Here is a 20,340-nt window from a genome sequence, read left to right on the forward strand (position 1 = left end):
GTCAGGCGACGAAACGAACCACGCTTTCGGCCACACACGCCGGCTTGGCCGAACCGTCGATCTCGACGGTGGTCGAAAGCGTCGCCTGCACGGCGCCGTTGCCCACGTCGTCGACGCTGACCAACGAACTCTGCGCGCGCACCCGGGAGCCGACCGGGACCGGGGCGGGGAACCGAACCTTGTTGAGGCCGTAGTTGATTGCGAGCTTGATGCCGTTGACGGTGTAGATCTGGTGCTGCAGTTGCGGCAGCAACGCCAAGGTCATGAAACCGTGGGCGATGGTCTTGCCGAACGGACCTGACGCGGCCCGCTCCGGATCGACATGGATCCACTGGTGATCGCCGGTCGCATCGGCGAACAGGTTGACGTCGTCCTGGGTGATGGTGACCCAGTCGCTGTGCCCGAGGGTTTCACCCGCGGCGGCGGCGAGTTCGGTGACTGATTCAAAGGTGCGCATTGACGTTTCTCCTTGGCTTCGGCTGCTAACAATAGCGCCGGGCGTCCACGCCCCGGCCATCCGGCCGATCCGCGGCACGGTTTGTCCACGGCCGTCGCGGGTAGTAGCCGGAAGGCGACTCGACCCCAACCTCGCGGAAGGCCACTGCATGCCCGATGTGATCGCGCACCACGGCATTCTCAAGGACACCCACCTGCACGTCGACGACACCGGCGGCACCGGTCGACCGGTGTTGCTCATGCACCCCTGGCCGCTGTCGGCACGCTAGCCGACCCTGCCCGCCCGTTACACGTAAGGCGTCGCGGGAATCCCTCCGGAACCTTGCCTCCACAGAAAAGGAAGCCATCATGTCAGATCACAAGGGCCACAAAGCCGAGGAAGACGTGGACCCTGAGACGCACCAGACCCAATCCCGCGCCGCCGCGGGCGAGGAGGACGGCTCGTATGTGGGCGCGGCGGGTTCGGATGATTCCTTCGACGCCGGTGAGTCGGGCGCCGAAGCCCGCAGCCAGGATTGACGCCGCTCACCGCCGCGGCCGCGGCATTTATCCGAGCGCGCCGATCGCGGCTTGCAGCTTGGCGGTGGCCTGGTCGGCAACCTCCTGCAGCGCCGCCTGGTCTCCGGTCAGCTTGACCATGAGCTGGGGATCCATCGCCTCCACCAAAACCGCATCGGCATCGCCGGCGGGGTCGGACCGCACCACCACGTTGCACGGCAACAACTGGCCGATCTGGCGGTGGACGCCCAGCGCGCGATGCGCAAGCGTCGGGTTGCAGGCGCCCAGGATGAGATAGTTCTCCATCTCCTCGCCGAGCTTCTGCTTCAGCGTGGCCTTCACGTCGATCGTAGTCAGCACGCCAAAACCTTGTTCCGCCAACGCTTTTGTGGTCCGTTCCACCGCGTCCTCGAACGAGGTGTGTAGCGTGGTGCTCAATGCCGATCTCACTCTTTCCTCCTCATTTTCACCGTTGAACCGGCCCATGCCTCGTCGCCGCGTGCCCGGCTAGGCCGCGGTGCGCGGCCGCTGCAGCTGGGCGAACTGCGGAGTTGCGGCCAAAGTGGCAACCGCGTCGAACACAGCGGTCGCGGCCTGCGCATCCGGCAGCGCCTTGAGCACCGGCCCGAAGAATGTGTGTTCGCCGATCCGCAGTATCGGGCTGCCGCCGGTCTCGCCCAGCGCCTGTTGGCCCGCCTGATGTTGCGCCCGGACGACGTCGTCCAGGGATGCGTCGGAGACCGCCGACGCCGTGGCGCCCCGAGCCCCGGCCGCCATCAGAAGCTGCGCGACGAGGTTGGCGCTGACGGGTTCTGAGCGGTCGAAATATCGCTCGCCGAAGGCGAAATACGCGGCAGCCCATCCCGCGACGCCGTGCTCGCGCGCTACGGCGGCCATCAGCCGGCCGATCTGCTGCGAGTCCCGCATGCGCGCCTGCTGGGCGGGTGGCAGTTCGCGCCCCTCGTTGAGCACCGCCAGGCTCATCAACTGCCAGTCGATCACCAATCCGGTCGTCTCGGCCACGGCGCGCAGCCATCGGGCGGTGTTCCACGAGAACGGACACACCGGGTCCAGCCACAGCGTCACGGTCGGGTCGGTGCGATCACTTTCGGTGGAGGACATCTGCCCTTCCCCTTCCTCAAATCCTGGGCCGTCAGGCCAGGCTCAAAAACAGTCTTTCCAGCTCGTCCATCGACAATGGCGCGGCACCGTCGGACTGGTTCTCCGACGGCATGATGCAGTCGCGCAGGCCGGACGCGATGATTTTGAAGCCCGCGCGGTCCAGGGCCCGTGATACCGCCGCCAGCTGGGTGACGACGTCTTTGCAGCTACGCCCCTGCTCGATCATCGAGATGACGCCACCGAGCTGACCCTGCGCCCGGCGCAACCGAGCCAGGACGGCATCGATGTCGCCTTGGTTGTGTCTGGCGACCTCGCCGTCCAGCGGAGAACTGCCGCGATCTTCGTTTGCCATAACTCCTTCATACCATACCCGGCTGGGTATATTTATGGTGCTAGACGATACCCCAGGGGGTACAGCATGGGGTATGAGTGGAGTTCGAGCCCGGACCGGTCGGTACCTCGTCACGCGCGCTTTCACGATGATGTCGATGGTCGCCAGCGACCTGCGTTCGATCGGCAAGGCCGGCAGCACGATTGGCCTCGGCCTGCTGTTCGACACGCACCGTCGCCGACGTGACGACCGCCGGCGCAAGATGGGGCTGTGAGGTTACTGCTGATCGCCGATACCCACATCCCCAAACGGGCCCGCGCCCTGCCCGCACCGGTCTGGGACGAGGTGGCCGAGGCCGACGTCGTCGTGCACGCCGGCGACTGGATAGCACCGGAGTTCCTCGATGAGCTGGAAAGCCGGGCGGCCCGACTGATCGGCTGCTGGGGAAACAACGACGGGCCGGCCTTGCGGGCGCGGTTGCCCGAACGCGCGGACGCGACGCTGGCGGGGGTGCGTTTCACCGTCGTACACGAGACCGGCGCGGCAACCGGACGCGACGCGCGGATGTCGCGGCTCTACCCCGACAGCCAGGTGCTGGTGTTCGGGCACAGCCACATCCCGTGGGACACCACCACCGGAACCGGGTTGCGCTTGCTCAATCCCGGGTCACCGACGGATCGCCGCCGCCAACCGTTCTGCACCTACATGACCGCCCGCGTCGACGACGGCGAGGTAACGGGTACATAAATGCAACACAGCTTGCGCATATAGATAGCTCGGCTACAGAGGTATTATGGTGCATATGCAATCGCGCATTGATGTGGCAGGCCAGCTGTTCGGTGTGGTCGGCAGGTTCCGCCGGCAACTCCGCAGGTCGGCCGGCCGTGGGTTCGATGCGTCGCGGCTTTCCGAGTCGCAGTCGGAGCTGTTGTGGCTGGTCGGGCGCCGGCCGGGGATTTCGGTCAGCGCCGCGGCCGCCGAGCTCGGGCTGGTGCCCAACACCGCCTCGACCCTGGTCACCAAGCTGGTGTCCGACGGCCTGCTGCTGCGTACTGCGGGCGATACCGACCGCCGGGTGTGTCAGCTGCGGCTGGCCGAGCCCGCCCAGCAGATCGTCGACGCGTCCCGCGCCACCCGGCGGGCGTTGCTCTCCGAGGTGATCGACGAGCTCGACGACGGCCAAATCGAGGCTTTGACAAAGGGATTGGAGGTCCTCGACACGATGACCCGAAAACTGCGGGAGCGGCGATCATGAGCGGATCGCTGCCGATGGCGGTCGACGGCCGCAACCTGACCTATCGCTATGGCCAGTTCACCGCCGTCGACGATGTGACGCTGCAGGTGCGGCCCGGGGAAACCCTGGGCCTGCTGGGGCCCAACGGCGCCGGGAAGACGACCATGGTCCGGATGCTGACCACGCTGACCCCGGTGCAGCACGGCGAATTGCGCATTTTCGGAATGGACGCGCGCCGCCAGACCACCGACATCAGAAGCAATATCGGCTATGTGCCGCAACAGCTTTCGATCGAGCCCGCACTGACCGGGCGGCAGAACGTGCAGTGGTTCGCCCGCTTGTACGGGGTGCCGCGCAACGAGCGCGCCGATCGCGTCGATCAGGCGCTGGCCGCGATGGATCTCATCGACGTGGCCGACCGGCTGGCGTCGTCCTACTCCGGCGGCATGGTGCGCCGCCTCGAGGTGGCACAGGCACTGGTCAACCGCCCGTCGCTGCTGGTGCTCGACGAACCCACCGTCGGCCTGGATCCCATCGCGCGCGACGGCGTGTGGGCTCAGGTGCAGAAGATGCAGGCGCAGTTCGGCATGACCGTGCTGCTGACCACCCACTACATGGAGGAGGCCGACGCGCTGTGCGACCGGGTCGCCCTGATGCACCGCGGTCAGCTGCGCGCCGTCGGCACCCCCGACAAGCTGAAGGCCCGGGTTTCCAAGGTGTCGCCGGACGCCACCCTCGAGGACGTGTTCCGCCACTACGCGGCATCAAGCCTGGACGAGGAAGAGGATTCATCGGAGGCCAACGGGTCCATCCGCGAAATCCGTTCCAGCAGAAAGGTGGCGCGCCGTGTCGGTTGATAACGCCGTGGCGGGCACCCTGATTCGCGCACCGCGCGGCTGGCAACGAGTAGGCGCGCTGTCCAGCCGCATCGGAGCGTTCGCGATCGTCGAACTGCAGAAGCTGCAACACGACCGGACCGAGCTGGTCACCCGGATGGTCCAGCCCGCGCTGTGGCTGTTGATCTTCGGGACCACGTTCAGCCACCTCCATGTCATCCCCACCGGGTCCGTGTCATACCTGGCGTTTCTGGCGCCGGGGATCATCGCCCAGTCGGCACTGTTCATCTCCATTTTCTATGGGATACAGATCATTTGGGATCGGGACGCCGGGGTGCTGGCCAAACTCATGGTGACGCCGGCTCCGGCGTCGGCGCTGATCACCGGGAAGGCGTTCGCCGCCGGGGTCCGTTCGGTGGCCCAGGTGGTCGGGGTGCTCGCACTGGCGTACGTGATGGGTGTCGGCCTGACGGTCAATCCGCTGCGGATCGTGGCGGCGATGGCCATCGTCATGCTCGGCTCCGCGTTCTTCGCGTGCCTGTCGATGACGCTGGCCGGCCTGGTGCGCAGTCGCGACCGCCTGATGGGCATCGGCCAGGCGATCACCATGCCGCTGTTCTTCGCGTCCAACGCGTTGTATCCGGTCGACATCATGCCGGCATGGCTGCACGTGCTGAGCAAGGTCAATCCACTGAGCTACGAGGTGAACGCGCTGCGCGCGCTGCTGATCGGCACGTCCTTCAACCCCGCGGACATCGTCGTGCTTGCGGTGGCGGCCGTGCTCGGAATCATCACGGCATCAACGCTTTTGCGCCGCCTGGTCGCCTGATACATCGGGGCGGCGATAGCGCATCCGCTCGCGCACCGCAAGACGATCGCATCGATCCGAGAGCCGATCGTGACCCGACCGTGACGATTTCCGGGCGAGGCCCAATCGTTAGCTAACCGCGATCTGACAACCCGGCCACGACAACCGAATTCGGCCGTCCCGTTGTGTTTCACTCCCCGAGAACAGATTCGACCGCACCATGCGGCAGATGAGAGTTGGGATGGGTAGAGAGCTATGTCGTTCTTCGAAAAGTTGCGTGGCGCAGCGGCTACCATGCCGCGCCGACTGGCGATCGCGGCTATGGGGGCCTCCCTGCTGTCCGCTCTCGCCGTAGCCTCCGGCGGGTCGCCTGTCGCGGGGGCCTTCTCCAAGCCCGGACTTCCAGTGGAGTACCTCGAGGTGCCGTCGCCGTCGATGGGCCGCAACATCAAGGTCCAGTTCCAGGGCGGCGGATCGCACGCCGTGTACCTGCTCGACGGCCTGCGTGCGCAGGACGACTACAACGGCTGGGACATCAACACCCCCGCCTTCGAGGAGTTCTACCAGTCCGGCCTGTCGGTGATCATGCCGGTCGGTGGCCAGTCGAGCTTCTACAGCAACTGGTATCAGCCGTCCTCGGGTAACGGGCAGAACTACACCTACAAGTGGGAGACGTTCCTGACCCAGGAACTGCCGATGTGGATGCAGTCCAACAAGCAGGTTTCGCCGGCCGGCAACGCGGCCGTGGGCCTGTCGATGTCGGGCGGTTCCGCGCTGATCCTGGCCGCCTACTACCCGCAGCAGTTCCCGTACGCCGCCGCGCTGTCGGGCTTCCTCAACCCGTCCGAGGGGTGGTGGCCCACTCTGATCGGGCTGGCGATGAACGATGCGGGCGGCTACAACGCCAACAGCATGTGGGGTCCGTCCAGCGACCCGGCGTGGAAGCGCAACGACCCGATGGTCCAGATTCCGCGACTGGTGGCCAACAACACCCGAATCTGGGTCTACTGCGGTAACGGCACCCCCAGCGACCTCGGCGGCGACAACATGCCGGCGAAATTCCTGGAGGGCATGACGCTGCGCACCAACGAGCAGTTCCAGAACAACTACGTGGCCGCGGGCGGACGCAACGGGGTGTTCAACTTCCCGGCCAACGGGACGCACTCCTGGCCCTACTGGAACCAGCAGTTGGTCGCGATGAAGCCCGACATCCTGCAAACCCTCAACACGGTCAACGCCGCCCCGGCTAGCGCGCCCACCGCTAACCCTCCCGCGGCCTGAGGCCAAGACCAGCATCGGCAGTAGCGCACCGGTCAGCGCTACTGCCGATGCTCCTTTTCACGCCTCGTCGAGCAGAGCCCGGCGATCGGAGTGGAAGTACGTGTAGCCGGTGGTCAGCGCGCACACGACGGTGGCCACCACCAGCATCCACGTCCCGTTGACCAGCGTGCTGATGAAGCCGCCGGCCGTCGCGCCCACCGTGAAGCTGGCGAACAGCAGGAAATAGCCCAGCCAATCTGCCGCGGATCCGCCGGCGATGTGGCGCTCGATCCCCTGGCCCATCTTCACCAGCGTGCCGGTCACGTAGCTCAGCGGGACCGACACCTCGCCGTCCTTGACGAACGACGTGTTCAACGCGCCAATCCCGAAGGCCACCAACATGATCGGTGCGAAGTCGAGCAGATTTTCTTCCCAGCCCTCGTCGATGACGTCGACAAGGGTGGCCGCCGCCAGGCTGAATGTCGTCAGGACGGTCGGGCCGTGCGGGTGGGCCACCCAGAAATGCCGCCGGCAGACCGACGCAACCACCACGCCCGCGACGAAGCAGACGATCAACACGCCCGCCGTGGCCGACAGCAGCACGTCGCCGCGGAAATACCCGAGCACCGCGCGCTGGGCGTTGCCGGTCATGAAGGTCACGAAGTAGCCGGCGGAGTGGGTGAAGGCGGTGGCCCCCAGCACGCCCGCGAGCGCCGCAAGCACCCACGACAACCGCGACTCGCTGTTGTAGATCTCACTCGGCACACGCACATGCTTCCAGACGGCCGCGGCGCGCGCAGCGGACGCGAGGCTAGCCCGCGAGACGAGCGATGGAGCGCAACGGAATTGGTAGCCAACCCGGCCGGTGCCGCGCCTCGTAGCCGGCCTCGTAAACGGCCTTGTCCAACTCGTAGGCGGCCAGCAGCAGCGCGGAGTCGCGCGGGTCGATCCCGGAGGCGGCCGCATAGCCGTCGCAGAACGCCGTCCGGTTGCGCTCGACCCATTCGCGGGCCCGCGCGGCCAACTGCTTGTCGTCCGCCTGGTCCACCAGCGGCCCGTAAGCGGCGTACTCGAACGACCGCAGCACGCCGGCCACGTCGCGCAACGGCGAATCGGGCGCGCGTCGCTCCTCGAGCGGCTGCCCCGGTTCGCCCTCGAAATCGATCAGCAGCCAACTCTCCGGCGTGCGCAGCACCTGGCCCAGGTGCAGATCGCCGTGGACACGCTGCACGGTGATCTGCTCGGTGACCAGCTTCTGGAACCGCTCCTCGATCGTTGCCGCGTGCTCCCTGAGCTCGGGAACGAGGGCCACGGTCGCCGACAGCCGAGCGAGCACGTTGTCCACCGGAAAAGCGGCCTGCGAGGTTCCGAGCGTTTCGGCCAGGGTCGCGTGCACCGACGCCACCGCCTCGCCGAGGCGGTAGGACTCACCGGCGAAGTCGCCGCCGACCTCGTACGCGTACAGGTCACCCTCGGCGAACAGGTCACGGACGCTGGCGGTGGCCATCGCCCAGCCCTCGGCGGCGTTCGCGGCGAACGCGGTCACCATGCCCAACGGCCACGCCGCGTCGGCGCCGCCGTCCGGACCCGTCATCTCGTAGGTGCCCAGCAGCCGCGCGACGTGCGGGTTGCCGGCCCGGCCGAGCACACGGTTCAGCTCGATGTCCGGGTTGATCCCGCTGCTGACCCGACGGAAGACCTTGAAGATGGCGTCTCGGTCGAAGATGACGCTGGTGTTGGACTGTTCGGCGTCCGATACGTGCGCCATCGCCTGCAGCGGCAGCACCGCATCCGGCTCCTTGGCGAATTTCACCTCGATGCCCGACGCGTCACCGCGCGAGGCCGACGTGTCGATGAGCGAGAGCAGAAACTGCGGCGCGTCGGCGTCGTACATCGCGTCGAAACCGGTCCGGTCATCGGCGGCGCCGATGGTCGCGACGCTGCTGTACTCGGAAACCGGGGCGGCATCCCACCGCACGATCACCTGGTATCGGTGGCGGGAGCCGTCGGCGTAGTCGCAGTCGACGAGCACCAGGTCGAGGCCGTCGTCGAGCGGAACGACCACGCTCGCCTCGGCCCCGGTCAGTTCGCGATTGCGTCCGGCGTACCAGCGTTGCTGTGGAAGCCACTCAGACCAGGGCAGCTTGGCCGGCTGAGTCATTTGCGCCACTCCTTATCATCGGCTCCGCTGCGCATCGTCGCCGGCTGTGTCGTCGTCATGCGTCCTCCTCACATCCGGTCAGCTGGAACCAGTAGAACCCGTGTCCCGGCAGGGTGAGCAGGTAGGGCAGGTGACCGATGCGCGGGAACTCCACCTGCCCGGTCAGCTCGACCGGCGTGCATCCGCTCCACTGCTGCAGATTCAGCTCGATCGGCTGAGGGAAACGCGAGAGGTTGTTGACGCAGAGCACGGTGTCACCGTCCTCGGACACCTGCCGCACGAAGGCCAGCACCGACGGGTTCGAGCCGCCCAGCTCTTCGAAGGACCCGATCGCGAAGGCCTCGTGACGGCGCCGCACGGCCAGCATCGTCCGCGTGAAGTTGAGCAGCGACGTCGAGGTGTCGCGCTGGGCCTCCACGTTGACCGCCTGATATCCGTAGACGGAGTCCTGGCTGGGCGGCAGGTAGAGCCGGCCGGGGTTGGCCTTCGAGAAGCCCGCATTGCGGTCCGGCGTCCACTGCATCGGCGTGCGCACCCCGTCGCGGTCACCCAGCCAGATCACGTCGCCCATGCCGATCTCGTCGCCGTAATACAGCACCGGCGAGCCGGGCAGCGACAGCAGCAGCGCGGTGAACAGCTCGATCTGGTTGCGGTCGTTGTCCAGCAGCGGCGCCAGCCGGCGGCGGATGCCGACGTTCGCCTTCATCCGCGGGTCCTTGGCGTATTCGGAGTACATGTAGTCACGCTCTTCGTCGGTGACCATCTCCAGCGTCAACTCATCGTGGTTGCGAAGGAAGATCCCCCACTGCGCCATGTCCGGGATCTCGGGCGTCTGGGCCAGGATCTCCGAGATCGGAAAGCGCGATTCCCGGCGCACCGCCATGAAGATGCGCGGCATCAGCGGGAAGTGGAACGCCATGTGGCATTCGTCGCCGCCGGTGGTGGCGTCGCCGAAGTACTCGACGACGTCGGCGGGCCACTGGTTGGCCTCGGCCAGCAGCACCCGGCCCGGGAACTCGTCGTCGATGACCTTGCGGACGCGCTTGAGGAAGGCGTGCGTCTCGGGCAGGTTCTCGCAGTTGGTGCCCTCGCGCTCGAACAGGTAGGGCACCGCGTCCAGGCGGAACCCGTCGATGCCCAGCTCAAGCCAGAACCGGAGCACGTCGATCATGGCTTCCTGCACGGCCGGGTTGTCGTAGTTCAGGTCGGGCTGGTGCGAGAAGAACCGGTGCCAGTAGAACTGCTTGCGCACCGGGTCGAAGGTCCAGTTCGACTCCTCGGTGTCGATGAAGATGATCCGGGCGTCGGTGTACTTCTCGGCGGTGTCGCTCCACACGTAGTAATCGCCGTACGGGCCGTCGGGGTCGTGCCGCGACTCCTGAAACCAGGGGTGCGAGTCCGAGGTGTGGTTCATCACCAGGTCGGTGATGACGCGAATGCCCCGCTCGTGCGCGGCGTTGAGCAGCGCGACGAAGTCCTCGACCGTCCCGAACTCGGGCAGCACCTTGTAGAAGTCCCGGATGTCATATCCGCCGTCGCGCAGCGGCGAGTCGTAGAAGGGCGGCAGCCAGATGCAGTCGATGCCCAGCCATTGCAGGTAGTCCAGCTGTGCCAGCAGGCCGCGCAGGTCACCGGCACCGTCGGCGTTGGCGTCGAAGAACGCCCGGACCAGGACCTCGTAGAACACCGCGTGCTTGAACCAGGTGGGGTCGGTGGGCAACGCGGCGGCGTTGTTGAAGTCCTCGGCGTCAGGGTGTTCGACCACGCCGTCTTGGACGTGACTGCCACCTTCGGGATGGTGCTCGACAGCTTCTCTTGCGTCGTTCATCAAATCCACGATGCCACGGGTACCCTGGGGGCGACTTTCGGAATCACACCCCCACGCTTACGACGAAACACGCCCGCCAGCAAATGAATTCGCCACCGGTAGCGTCCTGTCGGCGCGGATGTCAGGCCGGTGGTCCCTCCGCCAGGGTGATGTTGGCGGTGCGATCGCCACCGTCGTTGGACCGGTAGTGCACCGTGATGGTGTCCCCGGGGTGATGCGGGACGAGCACCTCGGTCATGGATGTCGCGCCGGTGATCGCGACATTGTCGACGCCGGTGATGAGGTCGCCGGGCGCGATCCCGGCGGCGCCGGCGGGACCGGTGTTGACCACCCGTTGCACGCGCGCGCCGGTGCCGTTGTTGTCCATCACACCCAGGCCGAGGAAGGCGGTGGGACCGATGTGCACCGTGTTCGAGCCGGCGCCCGAGCGGATCTGTCCGGCAACTCCCATCGCGCGCCCGATCGGAATGGCGAAGCCCTGCCCGCCCGACATCTTGTAGCTGTCGGTGGCGGCAGTGTCCACGCCGATCACCTGGCCGGCGTTGTTCACCATCGGCCCACCGGAGTCGCCCGGCTTGATCGGGGCGTCCGCCTGGATCAGGCCGCCCAGGCTTTCCTGCGCGCCGGTCAGCGTGTCGGTCGCCGAGACGCTCTGGTTCAGCGCGACGACCTTGCCGGTCACCGCGTTGGGCGTGCCGCCCTGGCCGTTGACGTTGCCGAGCGCGACGATGGGCTCCCCCACCGTGGCCTCGCCCCCGATCGCGGCGGTGGGAAGGCCGCTCGCGCCGCGCAGTTGCAGCACCGCGATGTCCTGCGTGCGGTCGTAGCCGACCACGTCAACGGCGTAGGTCTGCCCGTTGCCGACATCGAATGCGCTGATGTCGGTGGCGCCGGAGATCACGTGGTTGTTGGTCAGGACGACGCCGTTGGGATCGATCACGATGCCGGTTCCGGCGCCGACCGCGTTGTTGTAGCCGAATTTGGTGTCGATGTTGACCACCTGCGGCCCGACTTGACCGACCATCGCCGACGGGTCGAGCGGCGCTTGGGGACGGTCGGTGAACCGGTCGAGCACGAAATTCGACGGCGCCGCCGACGCCGGCGCGAGGCCCACCCCGGACCCCAGGCCGAGGCCCAGTGCAACCACGGTCAGCACGCTGAGCAACCATGACCACAAGACCGGGCGGTGCTGCGATTTGCTCATCGGTGTCACCCTCCTGCTTCGCGGTAAAGAACAAACTGTCCCGGCCTCAGGGATCTGGCGGCACATTTGTGTGTATATAACCGTAATGCAGGTAGCTATGCACGGCATGTGCCAGGTCTGACGCGCCTCATCGGCTTCCCGTCGCTATTTGCCGCTCGTCCTAAGCTGGCCCGGTGGGCGAATTCGACCCCAAGGCCAGCTTCACCCGTTCCCCGGTAGCCCGGCTGGCCACGGTCGCGCCCGGTGGCGTGCCGCACCTGGTGCCGGTGGTCTTCGCGGTCGCCGCCGGCGCGCAAGACGTGGTCTACACGGCCGTCGACGCGAAACCGAAAACGACGCGGCGGCTGCGCCGCCTGGCCAACATCGACGACAACCCCCGGGTCAGCCTGCTCGTCGATCACTACGCCGACGATTGGACCCAGCTGTGGTGGGTGCGCGCCGACGGCCTCGCGACCGTCCACACCGACGGGGACACCATCGAGCTCGGCCGCCGCCTGTTGCGCGCGAAATACCCTCAATACCAATCGGTTTCGCTGGACGGCCCGGTGATCGAGGTCGCGGTGCAGCGTTGGTCCAGCTGGCATTACTGAGCGGCGCCCCGACAGCCGCGGCCTGGCCCCGGGTACCTGATCTGGCCCGACGGTCTTGTGGTCGACCGAAGTTGGGTGAATGGTAGCTAGATAGGTGCTAACCAGGTCCGCAACGGCGCGCCTGGGCAACCTGGAGGAAAGCCATGGCCGACAGGACAAATACGTCCCAAGGAGCGGGGAGCGCTCCCACCGCCGACGGTCCGGACCAGATTCGCAACGTCGTGCTGGTGGGTCCGTCGGGTGGCGGCAAAACCACACTCGTAGAAGCGCTGTTGGTCGCCGCCGGCGTGCTGACCCGGAGCGGCTCGGTCGCCGACGGCAGCACGGTCTGCGACTACGACGACGCCGAGATCCGCCAACAACGATCGGTGGGCGTGGCCGTGGCGTCCCTGTCGCACGCCGGCATCAAGGTGAACCTGGTCGACACCCCCGGATATGCCGACTTCGTCGGCGAGTTGCGGGCCGGGCTGCGCGCCGCGGATTGCGCGCTGTTCGTCATCGCGGCCAACGAGGGCGTCGACGAGCCGACCAAATCGCTGTGGCAGGAATGCAACCAGGTCGGCATGCCCCGCGCCGTGGTGATCACCAAGCTCGACCACACCCGGGCGAACTACTCCGACGCGCTGGCCGCCGCTCAGAATGCGTTCGGCGACAAGGTGTTACCGCTGTATCTGCCCACCGACCTGCCGTCCTGCCACGGCCTGATCGGACTGCTGTCGCAGACCCGTTACGAGTACAGCGACGGCACTCGCACCGTAGTGCCACCGAATCCCTCCGACGCCGGGCAGATCGAGGAGGCGCGCGGCGCCCTGATCGAGGGAATCATCGAGGAGTCCGAGGACGAGTCGCTGATGGAGCGCTATCTCGGCGGCGAGGCCATCGACGAATCCGTGCTGATCCAGGACCTGGAGCGCGCCGTCGCCCGGGGGACGTTCTTTCCGGTGATCCCGGTCTGCAGCAGCACCGGCGTGGGCACCCTGGAATTGCTGGAGGTCGCCACACGCGGCTTTCCGTCGCCGATGGAACACCCGCTGCCTGAGGTCTTCACACAGGTCGGCGCGCCACACGCCAGCCTCAAATGTGCACCGGACGCGCCGTTGCTCGCGGAGGTGGTGAAGACGACGTCGGACCCGTACGTGGGCAGGGTCAGCCTTGTCCGGGTGTTCTCCGGCACCATCAGGCCCGACGCGACGGTTCATGTGTCGGGCCATTTTGCGTCGTTCTTCGGGGCGCGCAACGGCTTCGACTCCACCGGCCACGCGCATCCCGACCACGACGAGGACGAGCGCATCGGGGTGCTGTCCTTCCCGCTGGGCAAACAGCAGCGCCCCGCCGCGGAAGTGGTGGCGGGAGACATCTGCGCGATCGGCAAACTGAGCCGCGCCGAAACCGGTGACACACTCTCGGACAAGTCGGAGCCGCTGGTGTTGAAGCCCTGGACCATGCCCGAGCCGCTGCTGCCGGTCGCGATTGCGGCGCACGCCAAGACCGACGAGGACAAGCTGTCGGTGGGACTGGGGCGGTTGGCCGCCGAGGATCCGACGCTGCGGATCGAGCAGAATCCCGAAACGCACCAGGTCGTGCTGTGGTGCATGGGCGAGTCGCACGCCGGTGTCGTGCTCGACGCGCTGGCCAATCGGTACGGCGTCACCGTCGACACCGTGGAGCTGCGGGTTCCGCTGCGAGAAACGTTCGGCGGCAAGGCAAAAGGGCACGGCCGTCACGTCAAGCAGTCGGGCGGGCATGGCCAGTACGCGGTGTGCGACATCGAGGTGGAGCCGCTGCCGGAGGGCTCCGGGTTCGAATTCGTCGACAAGGTGGTCGGCGGAGCGGTGCCGCGGCAGTTCATTCCGAGCGTGGAGAAGGGTGTGCGGGCGCAGATGGAGAAGGGCGTGCATGCGGGCTATCCGGTGGTCGACATCCGCGTCACCCTGCTCGACGGTAAGGCGCACAGCGTCGACTCGTCGGACTTCGCATTCCAGATGGCGGGCTCGCTGGCGCTGCGCGAGGCCGCCGCGGCGACCAAGGTGGCACTGCTCGAGCCCATCGACGAGATCTCGGTTTTGGTGCCCGACGATTTCGTCGGTGCGGTGATGGGTGACCTGTCCAGCCGGCGCGGCCGGGTGCTCGGCTCCGACACCGCGGGCAACGAGCGCACCGTGGTCAAGGCCGAGGTGCCGCAGGTGGAGTTGACCCGCTACGCGATCGACCTGCGGTCCCTGGCGCACGGCGCCGCCTCGTTCACCCGCTCGTTCGCCCGGTACGAACCCATGCCGGAATCCGCGGCCGCCCGGCTGAACGCGACCGTCTAGAACCCCGTCGTTCAGGCCGTGCCCGATGGCGGCGACCCGCTAGGGCCGAACCGCTCGGCCACCGCGCGGCGGTCCAGCGACCCCTTCGCGGTGTGCGGCAGCTCGTCGGCGAGCTGGAACGCCGCCGGCACCTCGAAGGGCGCCAGCCGGTCACGGCAAAACGCCGTCAGCTCCTCGGCCGTGGGCGCGGCCGATCCCCGCGCGACCACGACCGCGGCCACGGTCTCGCCGTACAGCTCGTCCGGCATGCCGAACACGCCCACCTCGAGCACGTCGGGGTGGGTGGCCAGGATGCCCTCGACGCGCTCCGGCGAGATCTTCTCCCCGCCCCGGTTGATGAGTTCCTTGATGCGCCCGCGGATCACGAGGTCGCCGGCCGGCGACAGGGTGCCCAGGTCGCCCGTGTGCAGCCACCCGTCGGTGAAGTTGGCCGCGGTGATGGACGGATCGCCGAGGTAGCCGCGCACCACCGTCGGTCCGTGCAGCCACACCTCGCCGACGGTCTCCGCGGACAGCGCCTGGCCGTCGGGCCCGACGATCCGGATCTCCGGACCTGACGAGCGGCCGACGAGACCCGGTGTGGCACCGGGGTTTTCGCTGCTGCCCGCGCCGCCGATGGCGGTCGTCGCCACCTGGTGGGTCGACTCGGTCATCCCGAATGCGCACACCACCGGCGCCGAGAACGTGTCGTGCAGTGCCTGCGCGGTCTCGGCGGTCAGCGGCGCGCTACAGCTGCGGATGAACCGCAGGGCGTGCGTCCCGCCCGGCTGCTCGGTCCGGGCGCGCTCCAGCAAGATCTGGTGGATCGTCGGGACGGCGGTGTACCAGGTGGCCCCGACGGCCTCGATGTCGTCCCAGAACGTGTGCGCCGAGAACTTTCCGCGCGCGGGCAGCAGCACCGCTCCCCCGGACACCAGGGTGCCCAGCAGCGCGGCCAGCAGCCCGTGCCCGTGGTAGAGCGGCATCACCGCCACCGTCGCGTCCCGCGGGCCCAGCCCGTAGCCGGCGATGATGGCCGCCACCGAGCGGGCGACGTTGTGCCGCGTCCAGGGCACCATCTTGGGCACACCGGTGGTGCCGCCGGTGAACATGATCATGGCGTCCTCGTCGCGCAGCCCCTCCGGCGTGGACACGTCGCGCGCGGGCGCCGCGGTGACATCCAGGCTGACCGCCGCGGCACCGCCATCGGAGGAGACGGTCACCGCGATCGGCCACCACGGCAAGCCATCCGGCGCGGCGCTCTCCACGCCCGCGGCCTGGTCGACGAGCACCGCCCGGGCGCCCACCGCCGCGCTGCGGGCGCGTTGCTCGGCGACGGGTAGGGCCGGATCCAGTGGGACCACAACGAGATCCGCGCGCGACCCGGCCAGCAGACCGATGACGAATTCGGCGTTGCTGCCGGCGCGCAGCGCGACCCGGTCGCCCGGGCGCAAGCCACCGGCCTTCAGCTGGGCGGCCAGATCGTCGACCAACCGGATCACCTCGCGGTAGCTGACGGGGATGCGCTCGGCGGTGACGACCAGGGCCCGCGCCTCCGGCGCCCGGTGGGCCGCTGCCTCGACCAGATCGGCGATACCGGGGCTCGCGGAACCCGTCGACCCCTCGCCGGTGGTGATCGTGTCGGTTGTCATCGCCGCGCTCCTTTCACTCCTGCTACCGATGCCACCCTGCCGGGCGGCCTTTCGGTGCGTCCAATATCGATTCGCTCACGATCGATAACCGATGACTATTGACTCGCGGTGGCATCGCGCTGATCTGCAACGATAGACGCTGTAAATCGTTGGATAGTGGCCTCGTCTTGGACACCCGGGGTGCGCTGGGGTCACAGTGATGGCCAAGGCAGTACCGCACAGCATTCGAGGAGTCGCCCCATGTCCACCGCTTCGGCATCTCCGAACCCGACGGGCCTGATCGACGGCTTTCACCTCGTGGTGGACGCGCTGAAGGCCAACGACGTCGAGACGATCTACGGCATCGTCGGCATCCCGATCACCGACCTCGCCCGCGTCGCGCAGGCGTCGGGAATCCGCTACATCGGCTTTCGGCAGGAGGCCTCGGCCGGCAACGCCGCGGCCGCCGCCGGATTCCTCACCCGGCGTCCCGGCGTCTGTCTCACCACCTCCGGGCCCGGATTCCTCAACGCCCTGCCCGCCCTGGCGAACGCCACGACGAATTGCTTTCCGATGATCCAGATTTCCGGCTCCAGCAACCGGGCGCTGGTGGATCTGCAGCGCGGCGATTACCAGGACCTCGATCAGCTCAGTGCCGCAAAGCCATTCGCCAAGGCGGCCTACCGGATCGGCCGGATCGAGGACATCGGGCGCGGTGTCGCGCGCGCCGTTCGCACCGCGGTCTCCGGCCGACCGGGCGGCGTCTACCTGGACATCCCAAGTGAGGTCCTGAGCCAGGCGATGGACGTCGCCGCCGCGGCGGCGACGGTCTGGCGGGTGATCGATCCCGCTCCCCGGCAGCTGCCGGCGCCGGACGCGATCGACCGCGCGCTCGGCCTGCTGGCCCAAGCGCGGCGGCCGTTGATCGTGCTCGGCAAGGGCGCCGCGTATGCCCAGGCGGACAACGTGATCCAGAAGTTCGTCGAGGCCACCGGGATTCCGTTCCTGCCGATGTCGATGGCCAAGGGCCTGCTGCCCGATTCACATCCCCAGTCAGCCGGGGCCGCCCGCTCGCTGGCGATCTCGCGCGCCGACGCGGTGCTGCTGGTCGGCGCCCGGCTGAATTGGCTTCTGGGCCATGGAGAGTCGCCGCAATGGGACCCGGAAGCCAGATTTGCGCAGGTAGACATCGCCGCGTCCGAATTCGACAGCAACCAGCAGATCGCCGCGCCGCTGGCCGGCGACATCGGCTCGGTGATGTCCGCGCTGTGCGACGGTGTGGCCGCGCGTCCGATCACCGCGCCGCCGGAGTGGATCGGCGAACTGGCCGAACGCACCGCGCGCAACGACGCCAAGATGAGCGAGCGCCTGGCCGAGGATCCCCACCCCATGCGGTTCTACAACGCGCTCGGCGCGATTCGCTCTGTGCTACAAGACAACCGCGACGTGTATCTCGTCAACGAAGGGGCCAACGCGCTGGATCTCGCCCGCAATGTCATCGACATGGAGCTGCCGCGGCACCGGCTGGACACCGGCACCTGGGGCGTGATGGGCATCGGCATGGGCTATGCCATCGGCGCCGCTGTCGAGACCGGCAAGCCGGTGGTCGCGATCGAGGGTGACAGCGCCTTCGGCTTCAGCGGAATGGAGATCGAGACCATCTGCCGCTACCGCCTGCCGGTGACCGTTGTCATCCTCAACAACGGCGGCGTCTACCGCGGCGACGAGGCGACAACCGGCGCGGCGGCGACGGGATCCGATCCGGCCCCGACCGTGCTGAGCGCCCGGGCTCGCCACGAGCTGCTCGCGGAGGCGTTCGGCGGCAAGGGATATCACGTCACCACGCCATCGGAGCTGCGCACGGCGCTGACAGAGGCGATCGGCTCCGGGGCGCCGTCGCTCATCGACTGCGAACTCGACCCGGCGGCGGGCGTGGAAAGCGGGCACCTATCCAACCTGAATCCGGCCAGCGCGGCCACCCGTCCGCCGGTCGCGGTCAGCGCCGGCGAATAAGGCCCAACAGCTGCGCGTCGAAAAACGCGTTCAGCGAAAGCTGTCCGGCGGACGTAGCCAGCGCCCGGGCGATCGGCGATCCGGGCCCGCTGGAGTTGGTGGCCAGGGCGACATCGGCTTTGAGCACCGGATCGACCATTTCCACCGCCCGGATGTCGGGCCCCAGCGGCGACGTCCACAGCCACGTGTGCGGCACGATCGATGCCCAGTTACCCGCCGATGCCTGCGCGAATAACGATGCGACGGAATCGGTTTCGACCTGGGGTCTGATTGCGATCGACTGGTCGGCGAACGCTTTGTCGATGATCTGCCGATCACGCATGTCCGGTGTGAGCAACGCCAGCGGCAGCTGCGCGGCCTCGGCCCAGGTCATCGTCGCCACGGCGGATCCCACCATGTCCGCGGGAGCCAACAAGACGTAGCGCTCCTGATACAGCGGAACCAGGTTCACCTCGTGGGCCTCGTCGGGCGCCGCATGCACGATGGCGGCATCGATCTCGAACTCGCGCAGGCGCCGGTACAGTTCGGTGGCCGCGAGCCGGGACAGGATGTGCACCTTCACCAACGGGTGCGCCGAACAAAACGACGAGAGCACCAGTGACGCGGTCGTGGACGCGGTGGGAACGGTGCCCAGCCGCAGGGTTCCGGTGATGCCCGAGCGCACGGCGTCCACTTCGGACTTGAACGCGTCGTGCTCGGCGAGAATCCGCCTGGCCCACACCACCAACCGCTCGCCTTCCGGCGTGAGGCCCTCGAAGCTGTGCCCGCGATTGATCAGCGTGACGTTGAGTTCTCGCTCCAGCTTGGCGATCGCGGCCGACAGGGCCGGCTGGGAGACAAAGCATTTCTCGGCCGCTCGGGCGAAGTGCCGCTCGGACGCGACGGCGACGAAATACTCCAGTTGGCGGAAGAGCACCCGCACTCCTCGGGTTCGGGCTCGGCGCTGGGGCACCGGTCCCGCTGAGGCTAACCCGTCGCCGGCGGGCGGGCCAGCCCGAACGTTTGGCCCACGACTTCTGCGGTTATTCCAATCAATTCGGTCGATCAGCTGGACCGCGCGGGTCCGGCCGCGAAAACCCCGGTATCTCTGCCGGTTTCACGCGAATTGTGGCCCCGAGTCAAGCAATGGGCGACCCGCAGGGTGTTACCCATTTCGCCGCCCCCGCGAGGTTGAACCCAATCGGTGATCGGATCGTGACCGTGGCGGCCAGGCCGACCTGTCATTGTTTGCTGAAACCGGTGACGAGTGGGTAACCAGTAGAATATCGGTGTGTTGATCGCACCATCTCGAAGGGTGGACGCTATGCGTCGGGGTGTTCGTTATCTATTTGTTATGGTCGCGATCACGGCTGCGGGCCTGGTGGCGCCGGTCGGCCGCAGCACCGCCGCCATGCCGTTGCCGCAACCCAGCCCCGCGGTCGCCTCGATTTTGCCCGCTGACGGCGCGGTAGTGGGCGTGGCCCACCCGGTGGTGGTCACGTTCACCGCTCCGGTGGCCGACCGGGCCGCCGCCGAACGGTCGATCCACGTCACGTCGCCCAGCGGCACCACGGGACACTTCGAGTGGCTTCACAACACCGTCGTGCAGTGGGTGCCCAACCAGTATTGGCCGGCCCACAGCCATGTGTCGGTCGGCGTGCAGGCCTTGTCGACGGGCTTCGACACCGGCGATGCGCTACTCGGGGTCGCCAGCATCTCCAAGCACACCTTCACCGTCAGCAGAAATGGTGAGGTGCTGCGCAGCATGCCGGCGTCGATGGGCAAGCCGAGCCGGCCCACCCCGATCGGCAGCTTCACCGCGCTGGAAAAGCAGCGCACCGTGGTGATGGACTCGCGAACCATCGGCATCCCGCTCAGCTCCCCCGAGGGATACAAGATCACCGCCCAGTACGCCGTCCGCGTCACCTGGAGCGGTGTCTACGTGCATTCCGCCCCATGGTCGGTCGATTCCCAGGGCAACGCCAACGTCAGCCATGGCTGCATCAACCTCAGCCCCGACAACGCCGCCTGGTACTTCAACGAGGTGAACGTGGGCGACCCCATTCAGGTCGTGGCCTGAGCGCCGACGACGTATCCG

20 protein-coding genes and 2 pseudogenes are annotated in these 20,340 nt (G+C 67.6%); 12 read left to right on the forward strand and 10 right to left on the reverse strand.

Annotated features, from left to right (window positions below; translation table 11 throughout):
* Position 1: 1 nt before the first annotated feature.
* Positions 2-457 (reverse strand): MaoC family dehydratase, encoded by a 456-nt coding sequence (locus tag ACYQ8K_RS12875; RefSeq protein ID WP_459969449.1) that lies wholly within the window; start codon positions 455-457, stop codon positions 2-4.
* A 148-nt stretch (positions 458-605) separates the two neighbouring features.
* On the opposite strand from ACYQ8K_RS12875, the pseudogene ACYQ8K_RS12880 reads away from it, so the two are divergent.
* Both ACYQ8K_RS12880 and ACYQ8K_RS12885 read left to right on the forward strand, forming a co-directional pair.
* Positions 606-722: pseudogene (locus ACYQ8K_RS12880) on the forward strand (alpha/beta hydrolase); the annotation flags it as partial.
* An 82-nt stretch (positions 723-804) separates the two neighbouring features.
* Positions 805-975 (forward strand): hypothetical protein, encoded by a 171-nt coding sequence (locus ACYQ8K_RS12885; protein ID WP_459969451.1) that lies wholly within the window; start codon positions 805-807, stop codon positions 973-975.
* Positions 976-1,002: 27 nt separating this feature from the next.
* On the opposite strand, the gene ACYQ8K_RS12890 is transcribed toward ACYQ8K_RS12885, so the two are convergent.
* Genes ACYQ8K_RS12890 through ACYQ8K_RS12900 form a run of 3 tightly spaced genes read right to left on the reverse strand, consistent with a single transcriptional unit; the run spans position 1,003 to position 2,428 of the window.
* Positions 1,003-1,404 (reverse strand): DUF302 domain-containing protein, encoded by a 402-nt coding sequence (locus ACYQ8K_RS12890; protein WP_459969501.1) that lies wholly within the window; start codon positions 1,402-1,404, stop codon positions 1,003-1,005.
* Between the two features lie 57 nt (positions 1,405-1,461).
* Entirely contained in the window at positions 1,462-2,076 is a 615-nt protein-coding gene (locus tag ACYQ8K_RS12895; RefSeq protein WP_459969453.1) for a mycothiol-dependent nitroreductase Rv2466c family protein, read from the reverse strand.
* Positions 2,077-2,107: 31 nt separating this feature from the next.
* Complete coding sequence (locus ACYQ8K_RS12900; RefSeq protein WP_459969455.1) at positions 2,108-2,428, reverse strand: metal-sensitive transcriptional regulator; 321 nt, start codon at positions 2,426-2,428, stop codon at positions 2,108-2,110.
* A 115-nt stretch (positions 2,429-2,543) separates the two neighbouring features.
* Here ACYQ8K_RS12900 and ACYQ8K_RS12905 point away from each other — a divergent pair.
* The 6 genes and pseudogenes from ACYQ8K_RS12905 to ag85C all read left to right on the forward strand — a co-directional run.
* Positions 2,544-2,636, forward strand: a pseudogene (locus tag ACYQ8K_RS12905) (MMPL family transporter); the annotation flags it as partial.
* 41 nt (positions 2,637-2,677) lie between these two features.
* A complete protein-coding gene (locus ACYQ8K_RS12910) occupies positions 2,678-3,154 on the forward strand; it encodes a metallophosphoesterase family protein (RefSeq protein WP_459969457.1) in 477 nt (158 codons plus the stop codon).
* A 55-nt stretch (positions 3,155-3,209) separates the two neighbouring features.
* Positions 3,210-3,662, forward strand: coding sequence for a MarR family winged helix-turn-helix transcriptional regulator (locus tag ACYQ8K_RS12915; protein ID WP_459969459.1), 453 nt, complete (start codon positions 3,210-3,212; stop codon positions 3,660-3,662).
* Complete coding sequence (locus ACYQ8K_RS12920) at positions 3,659-4,498, forward strand: ATP-binding cassette domain-containing protein (protein WP_459969461.1); 840 nt, start codon at positions 3,659-3,661, stop codon at positions 4,496-4,498. The genes ACYQ8K_RS12915 and ACYQ8K_RS12920 overlap by 4 nt, the downstream gene beginning before the upstream one ends.
* Positions 4,488-5,306 (forward strand): ABC transporter permease, encoded by an 819-nt coding sequence (locus tag ACYQ8K_RS12925; RefSeq protein WP_459969463.1) that lies wholly within the window; start codon positions 4,488-4,490, stop codon positions 5,304-5,306. Before ACYQ8K_RS12920 ends, ACYQ8K_RS12925 begins: the two co-directional genes overlap by 11 nt.
* A gap of 234 nt (positions 5,307-5,540) precedes the next feature.
* Positions 5,541-6,566 (forward strand): diacylglycerol acyltransferase/mycolyltransferase Ag85C, encoded by a 1,026-nt coding sequence (gene ag85C / locus ACYQ8K_RS12930; RefSeq protein ID WP_459969465.1) that lies wholly within the window; start codon positions 5,541-5,543, stop codon positions 6,564-6,566.
* 57 nt (positions 6,567-6,623) lie between these two features.
* Here the strand turns inward: ag85C and ACYQ8K_RS12935 are convergent, their stop codons facing one another.
* From ACYQ8K_RS12935 to ACYQ8K_RS12950, 4 genes are all read right to left on the reverse strand, one after another.
* The gene (locus tag ACYQ8K_RS12935; RefSeq protein WP_459969467.1) at positions 6,624-7,310 is read right to left on the reverse strand and encodes a YoaK family protein; all 687 of its coding nucleotides are present in this window, start codon (positions 7,308-7,310) and stop codon (positions 6,624-6,626) included.
* A 46-nt stretch (positions 7,311-7,356) separates the two neighbouring features.
* Complete coding sequence (locus ACYQ8K_RS12940; RefSeq protein WP_459969469.1) at positions 7,357-8,706, reverse strand: maltokinase N-terminal cap-like domain-containing protein; 1,350 nt, start codon at positions 8,704-8,706, stop codon at positions 7,357-7,359.
* Positions 8,707-8,761: 55 nt separating this feature from the next.
* Positions 8,762-10,534: a maltose alpha-D-glucosyltransferase gene (gene treS, locus ACYQ8K_RS12945; RefSeq protein ID WP_459969470.1), complete on the reverse strand. Its 1,773-nt coding sequence runs from the start codon at positions 10,532-10,534 to the stop codon at positions 8,762-8,764.
* 121 nt (positions 10,535-10,655) lie between these two features.
* Complete coding sequence (locus ACYQ8K_RS12950; protein WP_459969472.1) at positions 10,656-11,738, reverse strand: S1C family serine protease; 1,083 nt, start codon at positions 11,736-11,738, stop codon at positions 10,656-10,658.
* Between the two features lie 173 nt (positions 11,739-11,911).
* On the opposite strand from ACYQ8K_RS12950, the gene ACYQ8K_RS12955 reads away from it, so the two are divergent.
* A complete protein-coding gene (locus tag ACYQ8K_RS12955; protein WP_459969474.1) occupies positions 11,912-12,328 on the forward strand; it encodes a TIGR03668 family PPOX class F420-dependent oxidoreductase in 417 nt (138 codons plus the stop codon).
* 143 nt (positions 12,329-12,471) lie between these two features.
* Complete coding sequence (locus ACYQ8K_RS12960; protein ID WP_459969476.1) at positions 12,472-14,640, forward strand: elongation factor G-like protein EF-G2; 2,169 nt, start codon at positions 12,472-12,474, stop codon at positions 14,638-14,640.
* A gap of 11 nt (positions 14,641-14,651) precedes the next feature.
* Here ACYQ8K_RS12960 and ACYQ8K_RS12965 read toward each other — a convergent pair whose 3' ends face one another.
* Positions 14,652-16,271 (reverse strand): FadD7 family fatty acid--CoA ligase, encoded by a 1,620-nt coding sequence (locus tag ACYQ8K_RS12965; protein ID WP_459969478.1) that lies wholly within the window; start codon positions 16,269-16,271, stop codon positions 14,652-14,654.
* 240 nt (positions 16,272-16,511) lie between these two features.
* Between ACYQ8K_RS12965 and oxc the strand changes: the two genes are divergently transcribed.
* Complete coding sequence (gene oxc, locus ACYQ8K_RS12970) at positions 16,512-18,263, forward strand: oxalyl-CoA decarboxylase (protein ID WP_459969479.1); 1,752 nt, start codon at positions 16,512-16,514, stop codon at positions 18,261-18,263.
* Here oxc and ACYQ8K_RS12975 read toward each other — a convergent pair.
* Positions 18,247-19,179 carry a LysR family transcriptional regulator gene (locus ACYQ8K_RS12975; RefSeq protein ID WP_459969481.1) on the reverse strand — a complete coding sequence of 311 codons (933 nt, stop codon included), beginning with the start codon at positions 19,177-19,179 and terminating at the stop codon, positions 18,247-18,249. The two genes, oxc and ACYQ8K_RS12975, sit on opposite strands and share 17 nt — an antisense overlap.
* Before the next feature lie 387 nt (positions 19,180-19,566).
* Between ACYQ8K_RS12975 and ACYQ8K_RS12980 the strand changes: the two genes are divergently transcribed.
* Entirely contained in the window at positions 19,567-20,322 is a 756-nt protein-coding gene (locus ACYQ8K_RS12980) for a L,D-transpeptidase (protein WP_459969482.1), read from the forward strand.
* The last annotated feature ends 18 nt before the right edge of the window (positions 20,323-20,340 follow it).

It is taken from the genome of Mycobacterium sp. MUNTM1, from assembly GCF_054660795.1.

What these genes read in the sequence shown, in the direction of transcription:
- ACYQ8K_RS12965 (WP_459969478.1), bottom strand. Translation starts at nt 16,271, where the DNA reads ATGACAACCGACACGATCACCACCGGCGAGGGGTCGACGGGTTCCGCG.
- ACYQ8K_RS12915 (WP_459969459.1), top strand. Translation starts at nt 3,210, where the DNA reads ATGCAATCGCGCATTGATGTGGCAGGCCAGCTGTTCGGTGTGGTCGGC.
- ACYQ8K_RS12960 (WP_459969476.1), top strand. Translation starts at nt 12,472, where the DNA reads ATGGCCGACAGGACAAATACGTCCCAAGGAGCGGGGAGCGCTCCCACC.
- ACYQ8K_RS12895 (WP_459969453.1), bottom strand. Translation starts at nt 2,076, where the DNA reads ATGTCCTCCACCGAAAGTGATCGCACCGACCCGACCGTGACGCTGTGG.
- ACYQ8K_RS12920 (WP_459969461.1), top strand. Translation starts at nt 3,659, where the DNA reads ATGAGCGGATCGCTGCCGATGGCGGTCGACGGCCGCAACCTGACCTAT.
- ACYQ8K_RS12980 (WP_459969482.1), top strand. Translation starts at nt 19,567, where the DNA reads ATGCGTCGGGGTGTTCGTTATCTATTTGTTATGGTCGCGATCACGGCT.
- ACYQ8K_RS12900 (WP_459969455.1), bottom strand. Translation starts at nt 2,428, where the DNA reads ATGGCAAACGAAGATCGCGGCAGTTCTCCGCTGGACGGCGAGGTCGCC.
- ACYQ8K_RS12950 (WP_459969472.1), bottom strand. Translation starts at nt 11,738, where the DNA reads ATGAGCAAATCGCAGCACCGCCCGGTCTTGTGGTCATGGTTGCTCAGC.
- oxc (WP_459969479.1), top strand. Translation starts at nt 16,512, where the DNA reads ATGTCCACCGCTTCGGCATCTCCGAACCCGACGGGCCTGATCGACGGC.
- treS (WP_459969470.1), bottom strand. Translation starts at nt 10,534, where the DNA reads ATGAACGACGCAAGAGAAGCTGTCGAGCACCATCCCGAAGGTGGCAGT.
- ACYQ8K_RS12875 (WP_459969449.1), bottom strand. Translation starts at nt 457, where the DNA reads ATGCGCACCTTTGAATCAGTCACCGAACTCGCCGCCGCCGCGGGTGAA.
- ACYQ8K_RS12940 (WP_459969469.1), bottom strand. Translation starts at nt 8,706, where the DNA reads ATGACTCAGCCGGCCAAGCTGCCCTGGTCTGAGTGGCTTCCACAGCAA.
- ag85C (WP_459969465.1), top strand. Translation starts at nt 5,541, where the DNA reads ATGTCGTTCTTCGAAAAGTTGCGTGGCGCAGCGGCTACCATGCCGCGC.
- ACYQ8K_RS12885 (WP_459969451.1), top strand. Translation starts at nt 805, where the DNA reads ATGTCAGATCACAAGGGCCACAAAGCCGAGGAAGACGTGGACCCTGAG.